Raw genomic sequence first — 22,846 nt, 5'->3', positions numbered from 1 at the left:
TTTGATTTTAATCTAAGATTAATTGGCTTTAGCCAAATTGCCTCCCGTTGATAAAATCTTGGTATGATCCGGTTTAGTAGTTTCAAATTCATCAATAGCAATGCTGTATACCTGTGCAGATGGCGACTCAGAATAATTATTTACCGTCTTTCCTCCTAAAATATATAATTTATCATTATAGTAATACATCCCGGAATCTTTTAATCCAAGTTCAACATTGTATTGTTTTAGCTGTTTTGATTTAATATCATAAACGCACATTTTTTGATTTTCAAAAAAATAAATCGTTTCATCATGAAACGCAACGGCAGGTCTTTCCAGGGCAGAAAACAATTCGCCTTCTGTTTCCCATTTTTCAGTAACTAAATCAAAAGTTTCCATTCCTGAAACCGGATTTCCGTTGTTGCCTCCAATTAGATAAATTTTATCGCCAATCAGGATTCCATTTGTTTCCATAGCCATTGGCATTTTTTCAAGTTCGTACCAATAACCAGAATTAATATTGTATAAATGCACTTTGTCCGTAAATTCCTTTTTGTCTTTTTCAGTTGATTTTACTGAACCTCCCATTACAATAATGTTGTCTTTGTATGAAAAAGAAACTGCATTAGAAGCCTGATGCGGATATGTTTTATCAATTGTAATTGTTTTTTTATCCATGTCAAAAACTTCAATTTGATCTTGTAAATATTGAAATACTCCGTTTGCGGATATTCTTTTTCCTCCCATTACATACATCTTATTATCATAATAGTTGAGGTTATGATATGCTCTTTTTTTAAATTTTAATGACGAAGTTTCCCATGAATTATTTTTGATGTCATAAATCAATAATTTGTCTTTATAGAATTCACCGGTAGATTGAAATTTAAGTTCGTTTAAATAATCTTGAAGGGTAAAATCAGGTTTTTCGCGTTTAACTTTTTCTAACGGATCCATCTTATAAGTCTCATCTCCGCCAATTACATAAATTTTGTCATCTTTTAAAAGGGATCCAAATGCTGAAACTCTATATTTTAAAGGAGCTAGTTTAGTAAAAGCCAGTTTCGATTTTAATCTTAATTTCTGATTTGCCGGAATCGTTAATCCAGATAAATTTTCGACATCTTCAGACAGAGAAACCTTAAAATTTAATTTCTTTAAATCTGTAACGGTAACTTTTGTAGTTATGTAGCCAATATGAGAAAATTGTAAAATGTCATTTTCTTTAAATTTTGAAAGGAGTTTTAGTGAGAATTCACCTTTTTCATTAGATAATGTTCCAGTGTTGCTGGATAAGGCAAAAACATTGGTGTCTTCAAGAGGCAGATTCGTTTTTTGAGAAACTACAATTCCGTTTATGTTTTGGGCAATCGAAAATAAAGGAAAAGAAATAAAAATAACGAGTAGTAATTTCTTCATAGGATTTGGTTTAAAATTTAGTCTCACAATTGAAAAAATATCCTTTTTATAAAACTTTGGTTTTAAATTACTTGCTCAATTTGCATGCCGAATTTGTTAATTTGATCCAAATTAGTTGTTAAAAAAGACTCTTTTTTTACTTTAAAAAGTTAAATTCGCTTTGCAGGTAATATAAATGTGTTTTTTGAGTTAAAATAATACAGTTAGTCTCAATACGAGAATAATAAAAAATAAAAATTTCAATAAATAATGGTTGTCAGGTTAATAATTATAATGTTTTTTTTTAGTGTTGGAGCTTTTTCTCAGGAAAAATATATCAAACATACCATCTCAAAAGGAGAAAACCTTACTATTATTGCAAAAAAATACGGACTAAAACCGAATGACATTAAAGAAGCAAATCCTGATGCTCCAAAAATTTTAAAACTCAACTCCGTTTTATTAATTCCAAATACAAATCAAAAAGTCATATCGCAATCAAAGGAAGCTAAAACTATTGCAAAAACCGAAATTGTCGAAACTAATACGCCCGGTTCACATGAAGTTTTAGTGAAAGAAACACTTTGGGGAATATCAAAAAAATATAAAGTTTCTGTAGAAGATTTAAAAAAGGCCAATCCGGTTTTAGAGACAGAAGGTTTAAAAATAGGACAGAAAATTGTTATCCCGTCAAATGGAATTGCTTCTTCAGAAAAACCAATTGAAAATGCTCGGATATCTGCAGAAGTTGATGTATTCAGGGAAGTTTTACCCAAAGAAACTAAATACGCAATCGCCAAAGAATTTGGAATTTCTGTAGCCGAACTCGAAAAACAAAATCCCGAAATGAAAGGCAAATTGCCAGTTGGTTATACCTTAAAAATTCGTATTCCTAAAGCAAAAGCCGATGCGATACAAGCTGCAAAACCAGTTTCGGCTCCAGAAGTAAAAGATCCTGTTACAACTCCAACTCAGGTTGCTATTGTTGATAATACTGAAGTTAAAAAAGATTCGTCAACAGTTATAAGAGTTAGTAATAATTCAGAGTTAATTGAACAGTTAATTGCAAATGCAACTGAAAATATTGGAACAAGATATCGATCGGGCGGAACCACAAAAGCAGGTTTTGATTGTTCAGGCTTAATGATTTGTACCTTCAATAATTTTGATATAAAACTGCCAAGAAGTTCAATAGAACAATCGCGGATTGGTATAAAAATAGATTCAGAAGAAGCACAAAAAGGCGATCTCATTTTCTTTAAAACCAACGGAAGACATCAAATTAACCATGTTGGAATGGTTGTAGAAGTTCTTGATGGCGAAATTAGATTTGTTCATTCTTCGACCCATGGCGGCGTAATGATTTCTTCAACCAAAGAACCATATTACGAAAGGGCTTTTTCGCAAGTAAATCGTGTTCTTGAAATTCATTAATTCATTTCAAAGTATACCTTCTTTTTAAATTCTTCAATAGGAAAAGGTTTGTTCAAAAAACCAGCTACATGTTTATTTTTGTTTATACGCTCCATATCATCAGAATCTAGGGTAGAAGAGAGTACATATATTTGAGTTTCTTTTTTAATTCCCGATTTTAGCTTCTGAAATTCATCCAAAAATTCAAAACCATTCATTATAGGCATTTGAATATCCAGTAAAATAATCAATGGAAATAAACTTTTTTTGTTGTTATAAAACCACTGAATGCCTTCCTTGCCGTTATTTGCAATAAAAACTTCGTCAATATGCAGTACTTTTTTAAGTAATTGTTTGATAACAAGCTGATCAATCAAATTGTCCTCGATTAATAAAAATACTGGTTTACATGGCATACTAAGTTGGTATTGTTACAATAAACTTACTTCCAATTTTACTTTCTGAAAACACACAAATGTTTCCTTTAATATTTTCGATAGCTTCTTTTACAATGTAAAGTCCTAATCCGGAACCTTTATTTTTGTTAGTTCCAAAGTACATTTCAAAAATACGATCTTTAAATTCATCATTAATTCCTATTCCATTATCCGAAACTTCAATTTTATTAAAACCATCAATAATATAAGTTTTAATAGAAATAAACATCTCGTGTTTACTATCATCGGCATATTTTATAGCATTAGAAATTAAATTGCTGATAATAATTTTTAAGCGTAAACCGTCACTCTGAATCTGATCTACTAATAATTCTTGTGTAAAGGTTATTCTGTTGGCATTTTCAATATGCATCAATTGCGAAATAGCTTCGTTAAACAACTCTTTTAAACTTACCGGTTCTATGATTATTTGCTTCCGCTTATTTTTAGAGTAATCAATAATATCACTGATAAATTGATCTTGTTTGGTCAGGCTTTGATACATTAAACTTAAATAATCTTTAATCTGCTCAATATCGTCCTCAAGCTGAGTGATTTCAATTAAACCTTTTAAAGAAGTTATTGGAGATCTTAAATCGTGAGAAGCGCTATAAACAAACCTGTCCAGTTCATGATTTACCAATATTAGATTCTCGTTTTTAACCTCAATTTCCTTTTTAGAAACAATTAATCGCTTCACCATTATCGAATAATAGAGACAAACGCTGCAAATGATGATTAATATAAAAACAATATTAGTAATCATGAGTAAAACTTTTATTTTCCGGGTCCCTTCTCCTAATGTGTTTGAGAAATTTCGCTCGTTAATCGTTAGCCTGTCACTAATACGACTAATTTGCTGAAGAAATTTTTCCCGATCAATAGCTGTTAATGTATTGTGTTTGATCCTGGCATCAATTTGAGTCCCAATAACAAACAGTTCATAAATTAAATTATCACCTTGTTCCCACTCATGAATGGCTTTTGCTAAAAATGGAACTTCCTTGAAATTTACAAATAACCAAACCAGATCGTCTAAATCATCTTTGTGATTACGGCCTGTAGTAAATCCTTTTCTGGCTACCTCATTGTCACCAGCTTTTAAGAGCGTCTTTCGTGCAATTCCGTCGCCTTGAGGAACTTTTAATTCTTCGAGGTATAAATCCCACTGGTTTGGTTCTTTTGTATATAAATAGGTAATAAGGTGCCGCGAAGCATCTTTTTGCCCTTTTGAATAATGTGATTCGCCATTTACATAAGCTCTATTGGCAGATAATATTTTAATGGTAAAAAAATTGATGCAAATTAATAACGTACACGAAATAAAAACAATTAATAAAAGAACGAAAACCTTTGGCAGACGAACCTGCAATTTTTTAAAAAATAGACCCTTAGACATACATTTTGGATTTGTAGGTTAATATTTGATTCCATGCCTGTTTTAACTGTTTGAACAATTTTTCTTCTGAAATAATTAATCTTAGGGGTCGATTGAATTAAAATAAAAATTAAACAATTGTTAATGAAATATTCGGGTTTTATTTGTTTGTTTAACGATTAATCCAAATTTAATAAAAAAAAGAATACACTTCGACAAATTGTTAATTATTTCTTGTTAAATTGTTTTAATAAAAATAAACAAACTAACTATTTGATAATCAATTAAATGATAATGATGTACGTGATTTTAAATAATAAATTCAACTTTAAAAATCGAAGAATTTAATTTTTGAATATTTGATGATATGAAATAGAATGTCAAAAAAAGTTGTTTTTGTTTAACATTGAAATAATTTTAAAGACGTGAATAAATAAAGCAGAAGTATTTATTATAATTAAAAAAAGCCACAATTTTTTTTAAAATTGTGGCTTTTTATTTTGAATACCAGTTTATATCTTCATAATAATTTTATATAATAGTTTAATTATGGAGTTATGTTGTAATGCATTTTTGTGTCATAATTATAAGTTCTGTCTGCAGGGTTAAAATTATTGAAATAGTACCATCCATCATAAGAACCGGACCACCCCCAATTCATGTGTAACTGTAAAATTGAACCTCCAATGCAAGAGCCCGTACTTTCATCATAACTATAGTTACTAGATCTGCGGTAACCATCGCAAACCCATGCATGCCCATCTGAATACATGTTAAAAGAAATACCATCTTTTTTTCTTCCACCAGTTAAAATGACAGGTTTTCTTGCAATAATTTGATTAACTACGGTCTGATAATTGTAACTGCTTCCTGACGCATTTGCATAATGAAAATCATCTCTAAAAGATGAAGCAATTTGATCAGAATTTGCAGCAGATCCATCGCAACTATAGCTCATATTAACAGCACCTCCAACATCAACCATAAGTTGTGCAGTGGTACTTGTGCCATAATTAGCAGGCATATTTGCCCAATTGTAGGTTGCAGGTTTTTGATAATATTTCATTACTTGAGCCATAGCAGTTGCAACACACCCGGTTGGTGCTCTCCCTGATGAACCTGAACTACATAAAAAAGGGACTAAAGTATTGTAACCATAATCTTGTCCCCAAGTTGTGGTTAAAAGTGGACCAACCATTTCTGTTGAACTCTCAGGGCATAACGGACCTTCAGGTTCTATTGTTATTCTGGCAGTAATACTCTTGCCAGAGATAGTTTTAGCTACGGTGCTCCATTCTGTTTTTCTAGCTGCAGATTGAACTTCACCTTTACTCTTAATCTTTTCAATGTTTTTGGTTTGAAAAGCCAGCCACATTTTTAGGCCTTCAGGATAATTTACAGTATCATTCTGAAAAGTTGAATTATCAGAATAAGCTAAAATAGGTGTATTTCTATCATCGGCAGATACTATTGCAAAACCTCCGGTATTATAGTTTATGATATAAAATGCAGCATCTTTTTTACTAGTAAGCATTGCAAAAACATTGTCCGCCTTTTTTATTTTTGATGTTTTACCTGTTGCAGAAGCCGTTCCTCCTGTAAGTGATAAGTTTTCAGCTATTTTAACAGCATCTGCTTGAGAAATTAGATGTGAATCTGCTTTTGATTGGATTTGTGCCTGATCATCATTGTCATTTTGACAAGAATTTAAAGAAAATAATAGACCAACAGTAAAGCATATTAACTTTACAAGTCCTTTTTGGTTTTGTTTCATGGTTTTTTTGATTTAAATTGAAAATTGGGTTATTTATGGCATTCAAAATATTTTTTGTAAAATTTAGATTGATTTGCTTTCAAATTTAAAACGTTGAGCTTGAATATTCTTACGTAAACCCGTAAACGACCATTTTTATTTGTATGAAACAGTTGAGGCTAATTTATAATTGTGATTTTTTTATTTAAAAAAGTTTACATTATTATCTTCGAGGAGCACTTCGGGTATGAGGAGCAACATACGTTCCGTTCTTTCTTGTATAACCTTTTACCTGAACGCTTCCTCCTGATGAGGTAGTAGTTGATGATTTAGTATAATTATTAGAAGAATTGTAATTACTGGAAGAGTTGGAATCGTTAGAAATATTTGTCATACTGTAATTACTATAGACTGGATTTATTACCCATCCTTTATAGTTTTTCCATTTTACTTTTCTCTGTTTTTTATCGCTTATATTAATGTAAGCGCCAGATCCTTTTGGGATTACTGCAATTGATTCTGTTGCTTTTTCAGAGTCATAAATAGTAGCATCTTCATCAATACTGACGAAGTAATAATTTGTTGCACAGGAATTAAGTGCAAATAATAACAGAATAAATAAAACTTTTTTCATGGATAATTATTTAAATTAATTTTTGTTTTCGGTTACAAATAAAGAAGCGATGTAAGCTGTAAATGTGCCAAATAAACCAACTCCTGCGGTCATTAAAACAGCAGCAATAATTCTTCCCTCTGTAGTAACAGGGAATTTATCACCATAACCAACTGTAGTTATTGTTACATATGCCCACCAAATTGCATCTTCGGCAGTTTTGATATTACTTTTAGGATCAGTTTCAACTTGAAGGATTCCAATAGCTGAAAAAATAATAAGCAAAACTGCAATAATTGACACAGAAGTAAATGCACCTTTTGCTTTGTTTGCAAAAATATGATCAACGATATTTTTTGTTGTTTTAAATGCCCTGACAATTCTTAGTAATCTAATAAGTCGTAATAAACGACCTGCTCGAAATGCATTAATCATCGGTATACAGGATATTAAATCAATCCATCCCCAATACATAAATTTTAGTTTGTTTTCAGCATTTTTAAAACGGATGCAAAATTCAATAAAAAAAAATCCGCAAATTACATTGTCAATATAATTTAATAGTAATGATGTTTCTTTGGGAAGGACATAAACAGAATTGATTATTAATGCACCTAATACATAAATAGATAATATTAATACAATGAGATTTAGTAAACTTAGTTTACTTGGATTTGGTTCGTTAATCATTTTGTATTATTGTTAATTATTAATTATATTTCTGATTATCAAATGTAAAAAGATGAAAAAGTATAATTTTATGGAAATCCGTAAATCAAATTATCAGATTAAATTCTTTAAAACTAGAATTCTAATAAGAGATTTAGTCTTGGAATTAAGGATGTACAAGAAAGACAGTTAAATGAAGAATGGAGAATGTGTAGAATTTATTTAAGACTTAAAATAAATACAGATCGAAAAAGGGATAATTCAAACATAGATTTATACAAATAAAAATATCTTAAAAGCGGCTTATTTTTAATTATAGAAAAGAATTTTATGCCTAATCAGAAGGATTTTTATATTAATTTATCTTTTCAGCATATCTTTTTTTAATAGTTGTACTGATATAAGTACTTAATCCTTGTCCTTTAACTGCTAATTTTTTCATTTGTTCTACATGTGATGAACCCGGAATTTGATAATTATAGAGATAACTTCCATCATTTTTAAATTGAACAATGATAAAATCCGAACCAATTTCGTAGGACTGAACTCCGGAATCTCCTTTCAGGTTTTTATATTTTTTCATTTAGAATTTAATTATTTGATGAAATTATTTTAAAGTCAAATGCAGATTACTTAAATATAATAATTTTATGCGAAACCTTTAAATAAAATTATTATGCCAAACTTTTTATTAAAATAAATAAAAGATATAGCAATCCCGAAGTTTTGAGACGACCTGGAGATAAATGCTCCAAAATATTTTAAAGAATCTAAAATCTACAATCTAAATTCTAAAATTTCAGAAAAAAGTATATCTTTAACCAACCCAAAAACCTAAAATAATGCAAGAAAACGATCAGGAAAATTTTAAAAGAGAACTAGGATTACTAGACGGAACCATGCTTGTGGTAGGTTCTATGATTGGTTCCGGAATATTTATTGTAAGTGCTGATATCGCCAGACAAGTTGGTTCTGCCGGATGGTTAACGCTGATTTGGTTAATCTCAGGACTGATTACGATTATTGCCGCTGTGAGTTATGGCGAGCTAAGCGCAATGTTTCCAAAAGCGGGCGGACAATATGTGTACCTCAAAGAAGCTTACAACAAATTGATTGCCTTTTTGTACGGCTGGAGCTTTTTTGCCGTGATTCAAACCGGAACAATCGCTGCTGTTGGTGTAGCTTTCTCGAAATTTGCGGCTTACCTTTATGAACCGTTAAGTGACGAAAATATATTGTATGAGTTAGGTTCTTTTAAACTCAATGCAGCACAAATTGTTTCGATTTTTACGATTGTTTTATTGACGTATATTAATAGTCGTGGTGTTAAAAACGGAAAAATTCTTCAGACTGTTTTAACGATTATCAAAATTTTATCCTTGTTGGGCTTAATCGTTTTTGGATTAACACTTGCTGCAAAAGCTTCAGTTTGGGATGCGAATTGGACAGATGCCTGGGCAACACATTCGTACAACGTCGAAACTGGTTCGTGGCTGCCAATTAGCGGAACGGCTTTGATTACCGGAATTTCAGCTGCTATGGTTGGATCTTTATTCTCAAGTGATGCCTGGAACGGTGTGACGTTTATTGCGGGAGAAATTAAAAACCCAAAACGTAACGTAGGTTTCAGTTTATTTCTGGGAACTTTTATTGTGACGATTATTTATGTATTGACAAATTTGATGTATTTGGCTGTAATTCCGCTAAACGAAATTGCAACGGCAAAATCTGATAGAGTAGCAGTTGTAGCTTCACAATATATTTTTGGAAATATCGGAACGTTAATTATAGCAATTATGATTATGATTTCGACTTTTGCCTGCAACAACGGATTAATTATGGCGGGTGCAAGAGTTTATTATACAATGGCAAAAGATGGCTTGTTCTTTAAAAAAGCAGCTGTTTTAAACGAATCGAGTGTTCCTGCATGGGCTTTATGGGCGCAATGTATTTGGGCTTCGGCTTTGTGTCTTACAGGAAAATATGGTGATTTATTAGACTTTGTAATCATCATTGTTTTGATTTTTTACATTTTAACAATCTACGGAATCTTCATTTTACGTAAAAAAATGCCAGATGTAGAAAGACCTTATAAAGCTTTTGGATATCCATTTTTACCACTGTTATACATCGTGATTGCTTCGGCAATTTGTATTTCGTTATTAGTAACAAAATTCTCAACTTGTGGTTGGGGAGTATTGATCATGCTAACAGGAATTCCGGTGTATTACTTAACAAAACCGAAAGAAGTTTAAGTAAAAAGGGACTAAGGTTCTGAGATGCTAAGTCTCTAAGAAAATATAAAAAAAATGCCTTGCTTATAGCAAGGCATTTTTTTATGAAATAGTTTTGCTAAGATCAAATAATAAAAAAATCTGCTCAATCTGCAAAATCTGCGAGAGAAATAATTCCAAAAATTATTTACTTGCGATAAAAAACTTGGAGCCTTAGCGGCTTCGTGGCAAGAAAAGTATCCAATAAAAAAAGACACTACTAATCTGCAAAAGCAAAAAATGGAGTGTCTTTTAATCTAAATTCTAATAAACTATTTGGTGAATTATACCATTTCAGTTTCAATAGAAGGCTTTATTGTTGAATTAATAATAGACAAAGTAAGAGGATCTTCTTCACCGGAGAAAAAAGCATCCAGTACTTCCTTAAATATCGGATTTGTATTTTCTACCAAAGCAAAAAGAGTCATAGAAGAGCGTAGTTTTCGGGCATCTAAATCTCCTAAAATTCCATCAGCTGATTTTCTTTTAAAAGTCAGGATCAATTCAGAAATTTCTATAAGATGTTTTCCTAATATAGGATGTTCCAGAAATTCGGTTGCTTCTTTTAGGTCATTAATGGCGTAAAGATTTGCAGTATCGCTAGTGCCCAATCCCTTTATTTGAGGAAAAATAAACCACATCCAGTGCGTTTCTTTTTTCCCTTTTTTAATTTCAGAAAGAGCAGTAAGATAAAGTTTGTTTTGCGCATCTAAAAAACGCGATAAATCATTGTTTGAATATGCCATTATGGTATTTGTTTGTGAAAAAAGGGTTGCAAAAGTACTAAAAAAGATAGGCGATACCTAATAAAAGGTTCATACAGTGAGTATTTTAACTTTTAGAGAAGGAATTTTTGTACACTATTCCGAGTGTGAAAATGTTTGACATTATCTTCCTTTCGATAAATTCTTCTAAAAGTCAAATTTATTCTCGGCAATACATTTTTGGCCGTTTTAGGAACCTGATGCTGCCAAAAACTATTGGTTGTTCCTGCCATAAGGAGAAATGATCCGTGATGCAAAGGAATCTCAACCTGAGGAATATCTTTCCTGAATTTATGGCGTAATCTAAACATTCTCGTTTCTCCAAAAGTAACTGAGGCTATAATAGGATTTTGACCTGTATTATGCTCTTTATCGCTGTGCCACGCTACGCCATCTTTACCATTTCGATATAAATTTAGTAGTACCGCATTAAAATCAAGCTGAGTTTCTTTTTCTACCCGGCTTCTAATGGTCAACAATTCATAAGTCCAGTCAGGACCGTTCGCACTTGCCCCAACGTTATCTTTATCTTCATACCAGGCGATCATTCTGGGGGCAGTAACAATTTTATCGAAAATTTCCATTTCATATTCTCTCCATTTGGTGTGATAAAGTAATTTTTCATAAAAACGATCAGATTCTTCTTTACTGAAGAAATTATCAATCAAAATAAGTTCTGCATCAGGCAGGTCAAAAACTTTTTTCCCTCCCAAACCAGTGGTAAATAATTCGGTGTCGTTAAATAGTGTCATTGTTCAATTATTTTGTATCAATTTCAATCCATACTGGTGCATGGTCACTTGTTTTTTCCCATCCGCGCACATGGCGGTCAACCCCGCCGGAGCGTAATTTTTGAGCTATTTGCGGACTTAGCAAAAAATGATCAATTCTAAGGCCTGCATCTCTTTGATAAGCATTTCTAAAATAATCCCAAAAAGTGTAAATTTTCTCATCCGGATATAAGGTGCGAATTGCATCTGTCCATCCTTGCGAAACAATAGCCGCAAAAGCTTTTCGGACTTCAGGTAGAAAAAGTGCATCTTTTACCCATTTTTCAGGCTTATAAACATCCAATTCTGTAGGCATTACATTATAATCGCCAACAAGTATTACAGGAACTTTTAAATTCAAAAGTATTTCGGCACGATCAGCCAAACGATCAAACCATTTTATTTTATATTCTAATTTTGGTCCGGGCGCCGGATTTCCGTTTGGAAGATAAAGGCACGCAATCACAATACCATTAATCAAAGCTTCGATATACCGACTTTGAATATCCTCATCGTTTCCCGGAAGAATGCGGGTTATTTCATCAATTTCCATATTGCGGGCGAGAATAGCAACTCCATTCCATTGCTTTTGTCCGTGCCAAACGGCATTGTAACCTGCATCATTAATCGCTTTAAGCGGAAATTTATCCTGTGGCGCTTTTAATTCCTGTAGACACACGATATCCGGAGTAGCTTCTTCAAGCCATTTCAGTAATACATTTAAGCGCCCGTTAATTCCATTTACGTTATAAGTTGCTATTTTCATCTGACATTCAATTAGTTGTATTCTTAAATTTACAAATAATATATTAGAATCTTATTTTAAAAAATTCTTGTTGAAAAAAACTTTCCGTGGATTTTTTTCTGCGTAAGCGATAATTAAGTGCAGCATATATTGATTGCCTCTATAAGCTGTAACATAATTTTTAATATCCGAAGGTTCATTAATTGCAATATCAGCAGTCAAATAACCCATTCCGTAAAAGTGACCATTTTCAACCCAAATACAGCTGCGTTCATCTGTTGATCTTCCCTTATCTATAATGGCAAAAGTAGGTCTGTTGCTTATTAAAAAATCAATCGCATTTTCGATCTGCGCGTTATGAAGTGTGGCATCAGGTAAATTTGTGAGATCATTTTTTAGAAAATTTTCCTCTACCACCGTACAATATTTGCAGAATCGATAATCGAGTTCAAATTGCTGCGCCAGACTTTGCAATAAATTTATTCCGTCATATAAACTGCTGAAATGCTCAATGCAGGACTGAAATTTACTCAGTTTCCCAATCGCTAAATATTTATATCCATTACGGGCTTCATATTGATAAAGTCCAAATTTTGGTTCAAAACGTTTTAAAGCCCTGTTGTATGTTGGCCATAATGTTTTGATTTCTGTACATTCTAATAACAGCGCCATTAATTCGGTGGCACAAACCTCAAAGGAAATGCTGTATATTTCCCTTAAAAAATTTTGCCTTTGCGGATTGATTTTATGACCGCTAAAATGAGAAGCTACACGCTTTTTTAAGTTGATTGCCTTTCCAACATAAATTACTTTTTTCACTTCATTATAAAAATAATATACGCCGGGTTTTTCCGGTAAATTATTAAAATCTTCAGGAGGTAAATTCGGCGGTAGGCGTTGGTCCTGCGATGTAATTTTGAGCATTTTTTCAATTTCTCCTTTATCATCCCATTCTAATAATCGAGAAAACAATATAGCTGTTGCATCTGCATCTCCGCCGGCACGATGCTGGTTTTCTAAAGGTATATCAAGTGAATTGCATAGTTTTCCTAAACTGTACGATGCAAAACCAGGTCTGATTTTTCGTGCTGCGCGAACGGTACATAGTTTTCTCGCCGTCCATTTAAATCCTGCTTGTTCCAGTTGATGGCGAACAAATGAATAATCGAAGTTGACATTGTGAGCTACGAAAATTCTGTCGGTAAGCATTTCTAATACTTTTTCTGAAATAAAATCAAAAATAGGAGCATCACGAACCATTTCATTATTAATACCTGTCAGGGCAAAAATCGAGATTGGAATTTCTTTTTCCGGATTAACAAGCGTTTCATAGCGATCGATCACATTTGTTCCGTCATGGATAACGATGGCAATTTCTGTAATGCGGCTGCCACTGGCGTTACCACCTGTGGTTTCAATATCTACTATGGCATATTCCAGCTTTTTCATCTCTATTATATAACGTAAAAATCGATTGTTTTCTGTTGTTTTATTAAAATTTAAATCTGTAATGGTTTATTTTTTATTGGCTAACATTTAAGCTTTAACCGTAATAACATCTTTGAGTAAAGTAGAAAACTTGGGAGACAACCTGTCCTGCTTCATTTTCCATTGCCGTCCCAAAGACTGCACACCAAATTTAATTTTGTTATTGCCATAATTTTGGTTCATTTTATCAATCGCCCTCATTAAAGGTTCGTGTTTAGGATTTGAAGTTTCAAATAAGTTAAGCTGGGTTTCGCTATTTGGCGTTAAGCCCATTACAATTACACCGGCTTTTTTATACCGATATCCTTTTTTAAAAATAGCTTTAAATCCTTTTTGCGCAGCCTCATTAAGTTCTATTGTCGAATTGGTTGGAAAATCTGTTGTGATAGTAATACTTCGTGAATAATGTGATGGTTCATTCTTTAAAAAACTAGTTTGAATAAAAACCGTTACCATATTGCAATGACAATCCTGACGTCTTAATTTCTCGGCACAAGAAGCTGTAAACGTGCTGATTCGTTCTGATATTTCTTCATAAGTAGTATACTTTTTTTCGAAAGATCTCGTAGTGGCAATCATTTTTCGGTCTGTGGCCTCTTCTAATTGCAAAGTTGATTTTCCTTCTAATTCATGTTTTAACCGAAGCCCGACTACAGACATTTCTTTTCTTACCCACGCATCCGGAAGCTCAGTAAACTCAAAAGCTGTATTGATTTTTTTTGATTTAAGCCGTTTGGCATGTTTTCTTCCAATTCCCCATACATCTTCGATTTTAGTCCATTTTAATGCTTTGATTCTTTTTTCTTCAGAGTCAATACAATAAACACCCTGCGTACGATCTGCAAATTTTCGGGCAATTTTATTCGCCATTTTAGCCAAAGCTTTTGTAGGCGCAAAACCTATACTAACCGGAATGCCGGTTCCTTGTGTTACTTCTTTTCGCATTTTTAAACCCAGCGTATTCAGATCAAATAAATCGTAACCTGAAAATTTCAGGAAAGCTTCATCAATACTGTAAATTTCGATTTCGGGCGTATACGTTTGAAGCAGGTTCATTACCCGATTGCTCATATCGCCGTACAGCGGATAATTAGAAGAATAAACAAAAATGTTTTTTTCTTTAAAAACGGATTCATACTTAAAAGCCGGAATAGCCATTGGTATACCCAGAGCTCTGGCTTCATCAGATCGCGAAATAACACAGCCATCGTTATTAGAGAGAATAACGATAGGTTTTCCTCTTAAACGTGGCTCAAATACTCTTTGGCAAGAAGCATAAAAATTGTTACAATCGACTAAAGCAAACATTTTCTAAACGTGTTTTTTATTTCTATTTTGTCACCCTGAGCGAAGTCGAAGGGCTTCATTGTGTAAAAGGTTTTCGACTTCCGCTCAGACTGACAACAACTTAAAAAGATTTAATACTATGAATCACAATTCCCCAAATCACAAAATTATTTTCAGGAGTTACTTTTATAGGCTGATAATCTTCATTTTCGGCAATAAGCCAAATAATCTCTTTTTCTATTTTGATACGTTTTACCGTAAATTCCCCATCAATTTGACAAACAGCAATTTTATTGTTTTGCGGTTCCAGACTTTTATCAATAATTAATAAATCACCATCGTTAATACCAACATTTTTCATAGAATGTCCTTTTACCCGGGCAAAATAAGTAGTGTATTTATGTTTGATGAATTCTTTGTTGAGATCAATCGATAATTCAATAAAATCATCAGCAGGCGAAGGAAAACCTGCGCTAATACCAACGTCAAAAAAAGGCAGATTTACTTCTGAACTTACATCCGGAATGTAGAATTCTATTGATTGTGTGGTATTTATATTCCTCAATTTCATAATCACTTCAAAAAAAATGTTTTTTGTACATTACAAAATTAGTACAGATGATAACATTTTTTTGTATATTTGCTGTTCCAAATTATAACAAATTAATTATGTCCTTATTTTCAGACAATATCAGAGCATTGAGGGTTAAGCATAAAATATCACAGGAGAAATTAGCTGAAAACCTTAGAATTACCAGAGGAAGATACGTTAAATACGAAGATGGAACTTCAGAAGCACCGTATGATATTTTAAAGCAGATCGCTTTATATTTTCATATGAGTATCGATTTGATACTGTCTGTCGATATACGTAAAATAGATGTGGAAAATTTAATAAAATTAGAAGGAAATCGACTCATTTTGCCGATACAAGTCGACAAATTCGGAGAAAATTTTATCGAAATTGTATCTCAAAAAGCAAAAGCAGGATATCTTAACGGATATGCGGATCCGGAATATATTGAGAGTCTGCAACAAGTTTCGCTTCCGTTTTTAGGTCCGGGAAAACACCGCGGATTTCCTGTAGAAGGCGATTCGATGCCGCCACACGAAGACGGTTCAATTATTATTGGCCGTTATGTAGAAAGGCTGGGAGAAGTGATGGATGGCAAAACTTATATTCTGATTACCAAAAACGAAGGAATGGTTTATAAGCGTCTCAACAAAAACAAAAAAAATGCTTTGGTTTTGGAATCAGACAATCGTTTTTATCCGAATTATGAAGTGAAAGCATCAGATATTTTAGAAATCTGGGAATACGAATGCAACATCGGGCGCAGTGATAAACGACACGAAGCAACGGAATCTCAAAGTATGAAAGATTTGCTTTTGGAGGTAAAAAGAGAAGTGATGGAGATTAAGAATAATACTTCGAATACTTAGAAAAGTTTTTGCTACAGATTTGAAGCATTTTTTTCGCCACGAATTCACGAATTTGATTTAAAATAATTCGTGAATTCGTGGCGGAAAATCTAGATATAGTCATTCAAAAATCCCTTTAATTTGTGAATTTAGATAGCTATCGGCGCTAGCTTTAAATAAACTTGGCGTCTTAGCGTCTTTGTGGCAAAAAAAACTAAAAAACCTTCACAAAACCCAATCCATATTGTTTTCCATTATAAAAAGGCATTACCATAGAAGTTGAATTAGTTTCAGAAGATGATTTGAATAATTTTTTGGTAATATATGGATTCATCCAATAGGCCAGTTTAGTACTCAAAATCCCGATTCCGGCTCCGGCAGCAACATCTGTTAACCAATGGCGATTGTTGTAAATTCTAAATAATCCGGTTCCGGTTGCAACGGCATAACCGGCAATTCCGTACCAAATTGATTTGTCTTTGTATTCCTGCCATAAAAATTCGGCTCCGGCAAAAGCAGTTGCAGTATGTCCGGAAGGGAAAGAATTATTCGAACTTCCGTCTGGCCGTTCTTCATGTACAATCGATTTTAAACCCAAAACAGTTGTCGCCATAATTGCATACGAAGTCACAAAAATTACCGAGCGATCACGCAAATTATTTTTGCCTTTTACACCAAAAGCATTCAAAGCATAAACCGATGCTGCAGGCGCATATTGCGAGAAATCATCAATCGTGATTTTTTCATCAATATCTTCGGTAACTTCATTTTTGATTTGATGGTTGAAACTCAACAGTTGGTCATTTCCAATTCCAATAACACCGTATCCAATTAAAACTCCCGGAATGATTAATTGTTTGTAATTGAATTTTAAATTGTTAGAAGTACTGTCAATTTTTGTTATGGAGTCGTTTTGCTGTGCATTTGCAGAAAAAAAACTAAATAGAAATACCAGGGAAACCGTTTTGTAAAACATTTTTCGTTATCGTTATAAGTTGCAATAATAACGAATGTCTGATCCAACTATTTTTGGCTTAATCTAACCTTAAGTCAATATTAATCAGTTGGTTTTAAATGGAGTAGTTGTATTAAGATTGGCTAAATATTATGTCGTTTTAAGTGTCACCCTGAGCGGAGTCGAAGGGCTTTATAGGGCGTAAGGTCTTCGGCTCCGCTCAGACGGGAACAGAATAAAATATGATTTTCAATTAAAGGTGTAGTCCCTACGGGACAAATATATCACGTGTGAATTTTTTTCTACCGACATATAATCTCTCCGACATATACTCTGTTAAGAATTAAATGTTGGTAGAAAAATAAAATATTTTATGCCATATAATTTATCTGAGATATACTCCGTTAGGAGTTAAATATTGGTAGAAAAATAATAAGCACAGGTAAAAATGTCCCGTAGGGACTAGACTTTTAAGTTTTATAGAAATAAAATTATACCTTCAACGCAAACCAAAACGTACTTCCCAAACCTAAATTACTTTCAACACCAATAATTCCATTTTGGGCTTCGATAAATTCTTTGCTAATGGCTAATCCTAATCCGGTTCCTGATTTTTGACTTCCGGGAATCTGAAAATATTTATCAAAAACCTTGTCTTTATATCTCGCGTCAATTCCTTTTCCGGTATCGATCACCTGAAAAACAATCTGATCATTTTCTTCTTTTAATTTAATAACAATCGTACTTTTTTCAGAAGAATACGTAATTGCATTTGAAAGATAATTAATCAAAACCCAGCCTGTTTTTTCGCTATCAGCTTTTACATTCTGGAGATTTTCATCGGCATCAATAATAAGTTTTATTTGTTTTTGATCTGCCTGAACTTTTACGGCTTCGGTGGCATAATTTACAATAGCGTACGGATTACTTTTTTCAATATTCAACTGAATATTTCCGGTTTCTAATTGTGATAAATTGAGTAATTCACCCGTGATTTTCAATAACCTTTGACTGTCATCTTTAATGCTTTCTACCAATTGTTTCTGATCATCATTCATATCGCCCGTTTTGGTATTTTGAAGCAATTGCAAACTCAGTTTTATAGAAGCAATAGGTGTTTTTAATTCGTGCGAAACTGTTGCAATAAAATTCGTTTTAGCAAAATCCAGTTCTTTAAACAAAGTAATATTTCGCAGAATAATAACGTCACCAATATTGATTTCTTTTTCTTCGCCCGTTGGCGTTATCGTGATATTGATGGTTTCTTTATCAAAATAACTTTCTTTTCCGTGGGCGAAAATTTTCAATGGTTGCTTTTTCTGGGAATCGGTTGCTAATTCTTTCAAAATTAGAGAGCGAATCAAATCATTTGACAAGGCTAGAGTAGAAGCCGATTTCCCGATAACATCTTCAGATTTCATTCCGATAATCTTCAAAGCTTCGTCATTCACAAACAAAATAATACCTTCATTATCCAAACCAATAATTGGATCGTGCATGTTATTTATCAGCGTTTCTAAACGTTTCTTTTCAAAGAACAATTTGTATAAGTTACTACTATTGTATTCTTCGAGTTTTTGCGCCATTGTATTAAAGGATTTTGCAAGATCTCCATATTCATTGTGATTGGTAAAATGCACACGTTCTGAATAATTTTTATTCGCAATTTCCTTAATACTCTGTGTCAGTTCCTTAATTGGGTTTGCAATATTATTGGGTAAATTGATCAATAAATTAAAAGCAATCAAAAAACATAAAGTTCCCACAATAGCAATCCATAAATTGGCCGTTTCGGCGGTATGTTTGGCAATATCACTTTTCTGTTTTATGGCATTCATATTGAGTTTCATAATCTCAAAAATGTCTTGTCTGATTTGCATTTTTAGAGATTCATCAGCACTATTTTTTTCTAAAACAGCAAAGTTCTTCTTCAAATTATCCGTGCCTTTTTTTTCTCCTTCTTCGGTAACATTTTGAGTTTGTTTCTGAAGGTTTTCTTTAAAAGTAACAATAGCATTTTCTCTATTGATATTAATTTCATCCAAAGACAAAAGCATATTTCTGGAATATTCAAGCGTATTATAATTCGCTTTCAAAATATTCTCAGTGTCTTTTTTTATCGAAAAAATATAAAAGGCACTCACCAATGTGAGTATTATTATTAGCAAAAATAATAACCCAACGCCCAGATTCAATTTAGTTTTAATTCTCATATTTTTTGTTTTTTGGTAAAATGTGAATTGTGGGCTGCAAATTGGATTTTCTCAGAACATCTAACATTTACATACATCATCTAACCATTTTACGAAAGTATAACAAGGTCAGCATTCGATAAAGACAGACTATTTAATAAGCGTCTGAAAATCGTCGTAGACAAAATTACTTTAAATAAATTCAAATGCGGTTTCCCGATGCAGACAGTTGTAATTTGTTTTTCTTCAACAGTCATTAAAATCGCATCTGCAATATTTTTGTGTTCTATTTTAATAACTTCTGCGCCTAATTCTACCGCCAGTTTAAAATTATTTATCAAATGACGCTGTTTATCCAATGCAATTTTGGTGCTGCTTTCCTGCGGAGTTTCTACATACAAAACATACCAGCTTCCGTTATAATAACTCGCCAGACGCGCTGCTTTTCGAATCACAATTTTAGCCGTTTTGTCATTACTGCTAATGCAGGCCAAAAGTTTTTCGTGACGTAAAGCATGCAAATTAGGTACTTCGTTTTCAACTTTTCGAACCACTTGACTGGCAACTTCTTTCAAAGCCAATTCACGCAATTGAAGAATTTGTTCCGATTTAAAAAAGTTCGTCAAAGCCGTCTGAATTTTATCAGCCGTATAAATTTTTCCTTCCTTCAAACGTGCGATCAAATCCTCAGAAGTCAAATCGATATTCACCACTTCATCTGCCAATCGCAAAACATTATCCGGAATTCGTTCCTGAACGTCTATTCCCGTAATACGTTTTACATCTTCATTTAAACTCTCAATATGCTGAATATTTACTGCCGAAATCACATTGATTCCTGCTTCCAAAATCTCTAAAACATCCTGCCAGCGTTTTTCATTCTTGCTTCCTTCAACATTCGTGTGTGCCAATTCATCGACAATTACAACTTCAGGTCTCAAATTGATAATCGCTTGTACATCAAGTTCTTCGAGCTCTTTCCCTTTATAGAAAATGGTTCGCCGCGGAATTACGGGCAAACCAGATAAAAGTTCATGCGTTTCTTTTCGCATATGCGTTTCGATGTAACCAATTTTCACATCAATTCCGTTTTTCAACAGCGAATGCGCTTCTTGTAACATCCGATACGTTTTACCCACACCGGCGCTCATCCCAATGTAGATTTTAAACTTTCCTTTTCGTGATTTCTGAATTAAATCAAGAAAGTGCTGTGCGTTATTTTCTTTTTCCTGTTTCATATGGTTTTGCCACGAAGGCACTAAGTCGCAAAGTTTTTATTTTTTTAGCCACGAATTCACGAATTTTTATTATAAATGGGATAAATTATAATTCGTGAATTCGTGGCGAATAAATCAACACAAAGAGATGTAAAAATCCATTTAATCTGTAAAACCTGTGGCAAATAATTTTTAGAAAGAAATCGCCAAGGAAGTCGTTACAAACGTATTGGTATCCGTTCGAAGATTGTCTTTTGTAAATATTTTATCTTTACTCGAAAGATTTCTGGCCTCGATTCTAAACATTACATTATCAGTAACTAAGTAATCAAAGTTAGCCGAAAATCCGTAAGTTTTAAAACCATTTGGAGTCTCTGTTGCGATAATAACTCCTTTTTCGTCACTATAATATTCGCCACGAGCCGCAAGCTGAATTTTGTCTGTTGGTTTGTATTGCAGAATCAAAACAGGCGAAAACCAAGTATCGTATTTGTTACTGTTTTTAGCCGCTTGCTGTGATCCAACATCAAGACCAGCCGTAACATTTGTTTTATCCGTTACTTTAAATTGTCCGTAAAAGTTATTAAAATAGCGCCATTTTTTGTCAATATCTGGTTGTTCATTTCCAACATAAGTACTCCAGTTCAAAACCACTTTGTCCGACGGTTTATAGGTAACTTGCGTTCCAAAAGCAGGAGTCTGATTGCCTTTTACTTTCTCAATACGCTGCCAGCCATTCAAGTACATTCCCGCCAAATACCACTTTCCGGATTCAGAGGTGTAACCAATTTTAACTCCCGTTTCATAATAAGGCGAGTTTTCAGCCAAAATGCTTCGGGTCAAAGTCTGAGAATCTTTTCCAATCGCACTTTCAAAACCAATATGCGCCGGCATAATTCCCGCATCAATCCATAAATTATGGCTTTGCGAAATCTTCACGCCCACATTTGCCTCGTAAACATTTTTCAGCAAACCTTGTTCAGCCGCCATATTATATTCGGCGTAAGTTCCTGCCATTAAAGCAAAATTTCCACGCACATTATCTTTCGAATAATTCACTTTTGCCAAACCCAAATTCAGGTTTATTTCATTGCTTTTGTTGTAATTATAAAAAAATCCCGGGCGTGTATGATCTTCCGGCTTCGCAAAATCATAACTATAATAAGCCTCTATATATCCTGAAAACGTAAACGGACTTTTTGTTTCTTCTTGTGCATGTAAATTACTAAAACCAAATGCGATTAAAGCAGTAAGTATAATTTTTTTCATTTTTGTTTTTAATTATTTGGGGTAAAAAAGGCGTTTTGTTTTCCTGCAAGGTTTTCAAAACCTTGTAGGTATTAATTATAAGATTGGTTTTCTATTCTAATTTTCGCCACAGTTTGTCATTTCGACGGAGGAGAAATCTTCGCAAGAAACTCCGCAAAGAATATCAATGTGTGTAGATTTAGAAACGGAGATTTCTCCTCCGTCGAAATGACAAAACGAACGATCATCTTTGTCAAACCTGTCGGGTTTAAAAACGTGTTACTTCAATTGATCAAGCGCCACATTCAATTCCAACACATTCACCGTTGGAGTTCCCATAACTTTTGGAGTATTGATATTCGCTTCAACCAAAGCTTTCACTTTATCTTCGGATAATTTTCGTTCTTTAGCAACACGTTTCACCTGAATCAAAGCACCTTCCGGAGAAATATTCGGATCTAAACCACTTCCCGAAGCTGTCACCATATCGGATGGAATCTCTGATTTTTTTAAATACGGATGAACGACTAAAAACGTATCAATTCTTTTTTGAACCAAAGCCAAATACTCCGCATTGCTTGGTCCTTTGTTGCTTCCTGCACTTCCTGCCGCATTATAATCCACAGCCGAAGGTCTTCCCCAGAAATAATTCGACTTATCGAATTTCTGACCAATTTTTTGGTAACCAACCACTTTTCCGTTAACCGAAATAGTTTCCCCTTTTCCGTGATTAGGAGCAAATTGTGCAATTCCGTAAATCGCAAGAGGGTAAATAACTGCAAATAGAATTAAAGTAAGCAGCGTCAATTTTAATAGTGAGAATATAGTTTTCATTTTTTTGA

Annotated in this window: 21 protein-coding genes; 3 read left to right on the top strand and 18 right to left on the bottom strand. The window is 33.2% G+C overall.

The annotated features are described in order from the left end of the window. Positions 1-18 precede the first annotated feature (18 nt). Complete coding sequence (locus ACZ0AH_RS18320) at positions 19-1,401, bottom strand: Kelch repeat-containing protein (protein ID WP_463477223.1); 1,383 nt, start codon at positions 1,399-1,401, stop codon at positions 19-21. A 273-nt stretch (positions 1,402-1,674) separates the two neighbouring features. Here ACZ0AH_RS18320 and ACZ0AH_RS18315 point away from each other — a divergent pair, with 273 nt between their 5' ends. Further along, positions 1,675-2,814 (top strand): NlpC/P60 family protein, encoded by a 1,140-nt coding sequence (locus ACZ0AH_RS18315; RefSeq protein WP_463477222.1) that lies wholly within the window; start codon positions 1,675-1,677, stop codon positions 2,812-2,814. On the opposite strand, the gene ACZ0AH_RS18310 is transcribed toward ACZ0AH_RS18315, so the two are convergent. The 6 genes from ACZ0AH_RS18310 to ACZ0AH_RS18285 form a co-directional block, all read right to left on the bottom strand. Continuing rightward, positions 2,811-3,209, bottom strand: coding sequence for a response regulator (locus tag ACZ0AH_RS18310; protein WP_463477221.1), 399 nt, complete (start codon positions 3,207-3,209; stop codon positions 2,811-2,813). The two genes, ACZ0AH_RS18315 and ACZ0AH_RS18310, sit on opposite strands and share 4 nt — an antisense overlap. Before the next feature lies 1 nt (position 3,210). After that, the gene (locus ACZ0AH_RS18305) at positions 3,211-4,629 is read right to left on the bottom strand and encodes a sensor histidine kinase (RefSeq protein WP_463477220.1); all 1,419 of its coding nucleotides are present in this window, start codon (positions 4,627-4,629) and stop codon (positions 3,211-3,213) included. Between the two features lie 526 nt (positions 4,630-5,155). Then, complete coding sequence (locus tag ACZ0AH_RS18300; RefSeq protein WP_463477219.1) at positions 5,156-6,382, bottom strand: C10 family peptidase; 1,227 nt, start codon at positions 6,380-6,382, stop codon at positions 5,156-5,158. Between the two features lie 202 nt (positions 6,383-6,584). Beyond that, positions 6,585-6,995 carry a hypothetical protein gene (locus ACZ0AH_RS18295; RefSeq protein ID WP_463477218.1) on the bottom strand — a complete coding sequence of 137 codons (411 nt, stop codon included), beginning with the start codon at positions 6,993-6,995 and terminating at the stop codon, positions 6,585-6,587. A 15-nt stretch (positions 6,996-7,010) separates the two neighbouring features. Then, positions 7,011-7,664, bottom strand: a complete 654-nt coding sequence (locus tag ACZ0AH_RS18290; protein ID WP_463477217.1) for a potassium channel family protein — start codon at positions 7,662-7,664, stop codon at positions 7,011-7,013. Between the two features lie 334 nt (positions 7,665-7,998). Continuing rightward, positions 7,999-8,226 (bottom strand): hypothetical protein, encoded by a 228-nt coding sequence (locus tag ACZ0AH_RS18285; protein WP_463477216.1) that lies wholly within the window; start codon positions 8,224-8,226, stop codon positions 7,999-8,001. A gap of 259 nt (positions 8,227-8,485) precedes the next feature. On the opposite strand from ACZ0AH_RS18285, the gene ACZ0AH_RS18280 reads away from it, so the two are divergent. Beyond that, the gene (locus tag ACZ0AH_RS18280; RefSeq protein ID WP_463477215.1) at positions 8,486-9,898 is read left to right on the top strand and encodes an APC family permease; all 1,413 of its coding nucleotides are present in this window, start codon (positions 8,486-8,488) and stop codon (positions 9,896-9,898) included. 302 nt (positions 9,899-10,200) lie between these two features. Here ACZ0AH_RS18280 and ACZ0AH_RS18275 read toward each other — a convergent pair whose 3' ends face one another. The 6 genes from ACZ0AH_RS18275 to ACZ0AH_RS18250 all read right to left on the bottom strand — a co-directional run bounded on the left by ACZ0AH_RS18275 (position 10,201) and on the right by ACZ0AH_RS18250 (position 15,541). Then, positions 10,201-10,662, bottom strand: coding sequence for a DUF1810 domain-containing protein (locus ACZ0AH_RS18275; protein ID WP_463477214.1), 462 nt, complete (start codon positions 10,660-10,662; stop codon positions 10,201-10,203). Between the two features lie 92 nt (positions 10,663-10,754). Further along, positions 10,755-11,432 (bottom strand): alpha-ketoglutarate-dependent dioxygenase AlkB family protein, encoded by a 678-nt coding sequence (locus ACZ0AH_RS18270; protein ID WP_463477213.1) that lies wholly within the window; start codon positions 11,430-11,432, stop codon positions 10,755-10,757. A 7-nt stretch (positions 11,433-11,439) separates the two neighbouring features. After that, complete coding sequence (gene xth / locus ACZ0AH_RS18265) at positions 11,440-12,216, bottom strand: exodeoxyribonuclease III (RefSeq protein ID WP_463477212.1); 777 nt, start codon at positions 12,214-12,216, stop codon at positions 11,440-11,442. Positions 12,217-12,267: 51 nt separating this feature from the next. Next, on the bottom strand, positions 12,268-13,644 hold the full coding sequence (locus ACZ0AH_RS18260; RefSeq protein WP_463477211.1) for an exonuclease domain-containing protein: 1,377 nt from the start codon (positions 13,642-13,644) through the stop codon (positions 12,268-12,270). 87 nt (positions 13,645-13,731) lie between these two features. After that, on the bottom strand, positions 13,732-14,991 hold the full coding sequence (locus tag ACZ0AH_RS18255) for a Y-family DNA polymerase (RefSeq protein WP_463477210.1): 1,260 nt from the start codon (positions 14,989-14,991) through the stop codon (positions 13,732-13,734). Positions 14,992-15,091: 100 nt separating this feature from the next. Beyond that, entirely contained in the window at positions 15,092-15,541 is a 450-nt protein-coding gene (locus tag ACZ0AH_RS18250; RefSeq protein WP_463477209.1) for a LexA family protein, read from the bottom strand. Between the two features lie 98 nt (positions 15,542-15,639). Between ACZ0AH_RS18250 and ACZ0AH_RS18245 the strand changes: the two genes are divergently transcribed. Further along, complete coding sequence (locus tag ACZ0AH_RS18245) at positions 15,640-16,413, top strand: XRE family transcriptional regulator (RefSeq protein ID WP_463477208.1); 774 nt, start codon at positions 15,640-15,642, stop codon at positions 16,411-16,413. A gap of 193 nt (positions 16,414-16,606) precedes the next feature. On the opposite strand, the gene ACZ0AH_RS18240 is transcribed toward ACZ0AH_RS18245, so the two are convergent. The 5 genes from ACZ0AH_RS18240 to ACZ0AH_RS18220 all read right to left on the bottom strand — a co-directional run bounded on the left by ACZ0AH_RS18240 (position 16,607) and on the right by ACZ0AH_RS18220 (position 22,838). Then, positions 16,607-17,368, bottom strand: coding sequence for a phosphatase PAP2 family protein (locus ACZ0AH_RS18240; RefSeq protein WP_463477207.1), 762 nt, complete (start codon positions 17,366-17,368; stop codon positions 16,607-16,609). Positions 17,369-17,838: 470 nt separating this feature from the next. After that, positions 17,839-19,560, bottom strand: a complete 1,722-nt coding sequence (locus ACZ0AH_RS18235) for a sensor histidine kinase (protein WP_463477206.1) — start codon at positions 19,558-19,560, stop codon at positions 17,839-17,841. A gap of 89 nt (positions 19,561-19,649) precedes the next feature. Then, on the bottom strand, positions 19,650-20,777 hold the full coding sequence (locus ACZ0AH_RS18230) for a sensor protein KdpD (RefSeq protein ID WP_463477205.1): 1,128 nt from the start codon (positions 20,775-20,777) through the stop codon (positions 19,650-19,652). A 171-nt stretch (positions 20,778-20,948) separates the two neighbouring features. Continuing rightward, positions 20,949-22,025, bottom strand: coding sequence for a porin (locus ACZ0AH_RS18225; RefSeq protein ID WP_463477204.1), 1,077 nt, complete (start codon positions 22,023-22,025; stop codon positions 20,949-20,951). 258 nt (positions 22,026-22,283) lie between these two features. After that, positions 22,284-22,838, bottom strand: coding sequence for a K(+)-transporting ATPase subunit C (locus ACZ0AH_RS18220; protein WP_463477203.1), 555 nt, complete (start codon positions 22,836-22,838; stop codon positions 22,284-22,286). Positions 22,839-22,846 lie beyond the last annotated feature (8 nt).

This window comes from Flavobacterium sp. AC105, from assembly GCF_979258495.1.
This window is presented reverse-complemented; position numbering and strand designations above follow the sequence as displayed.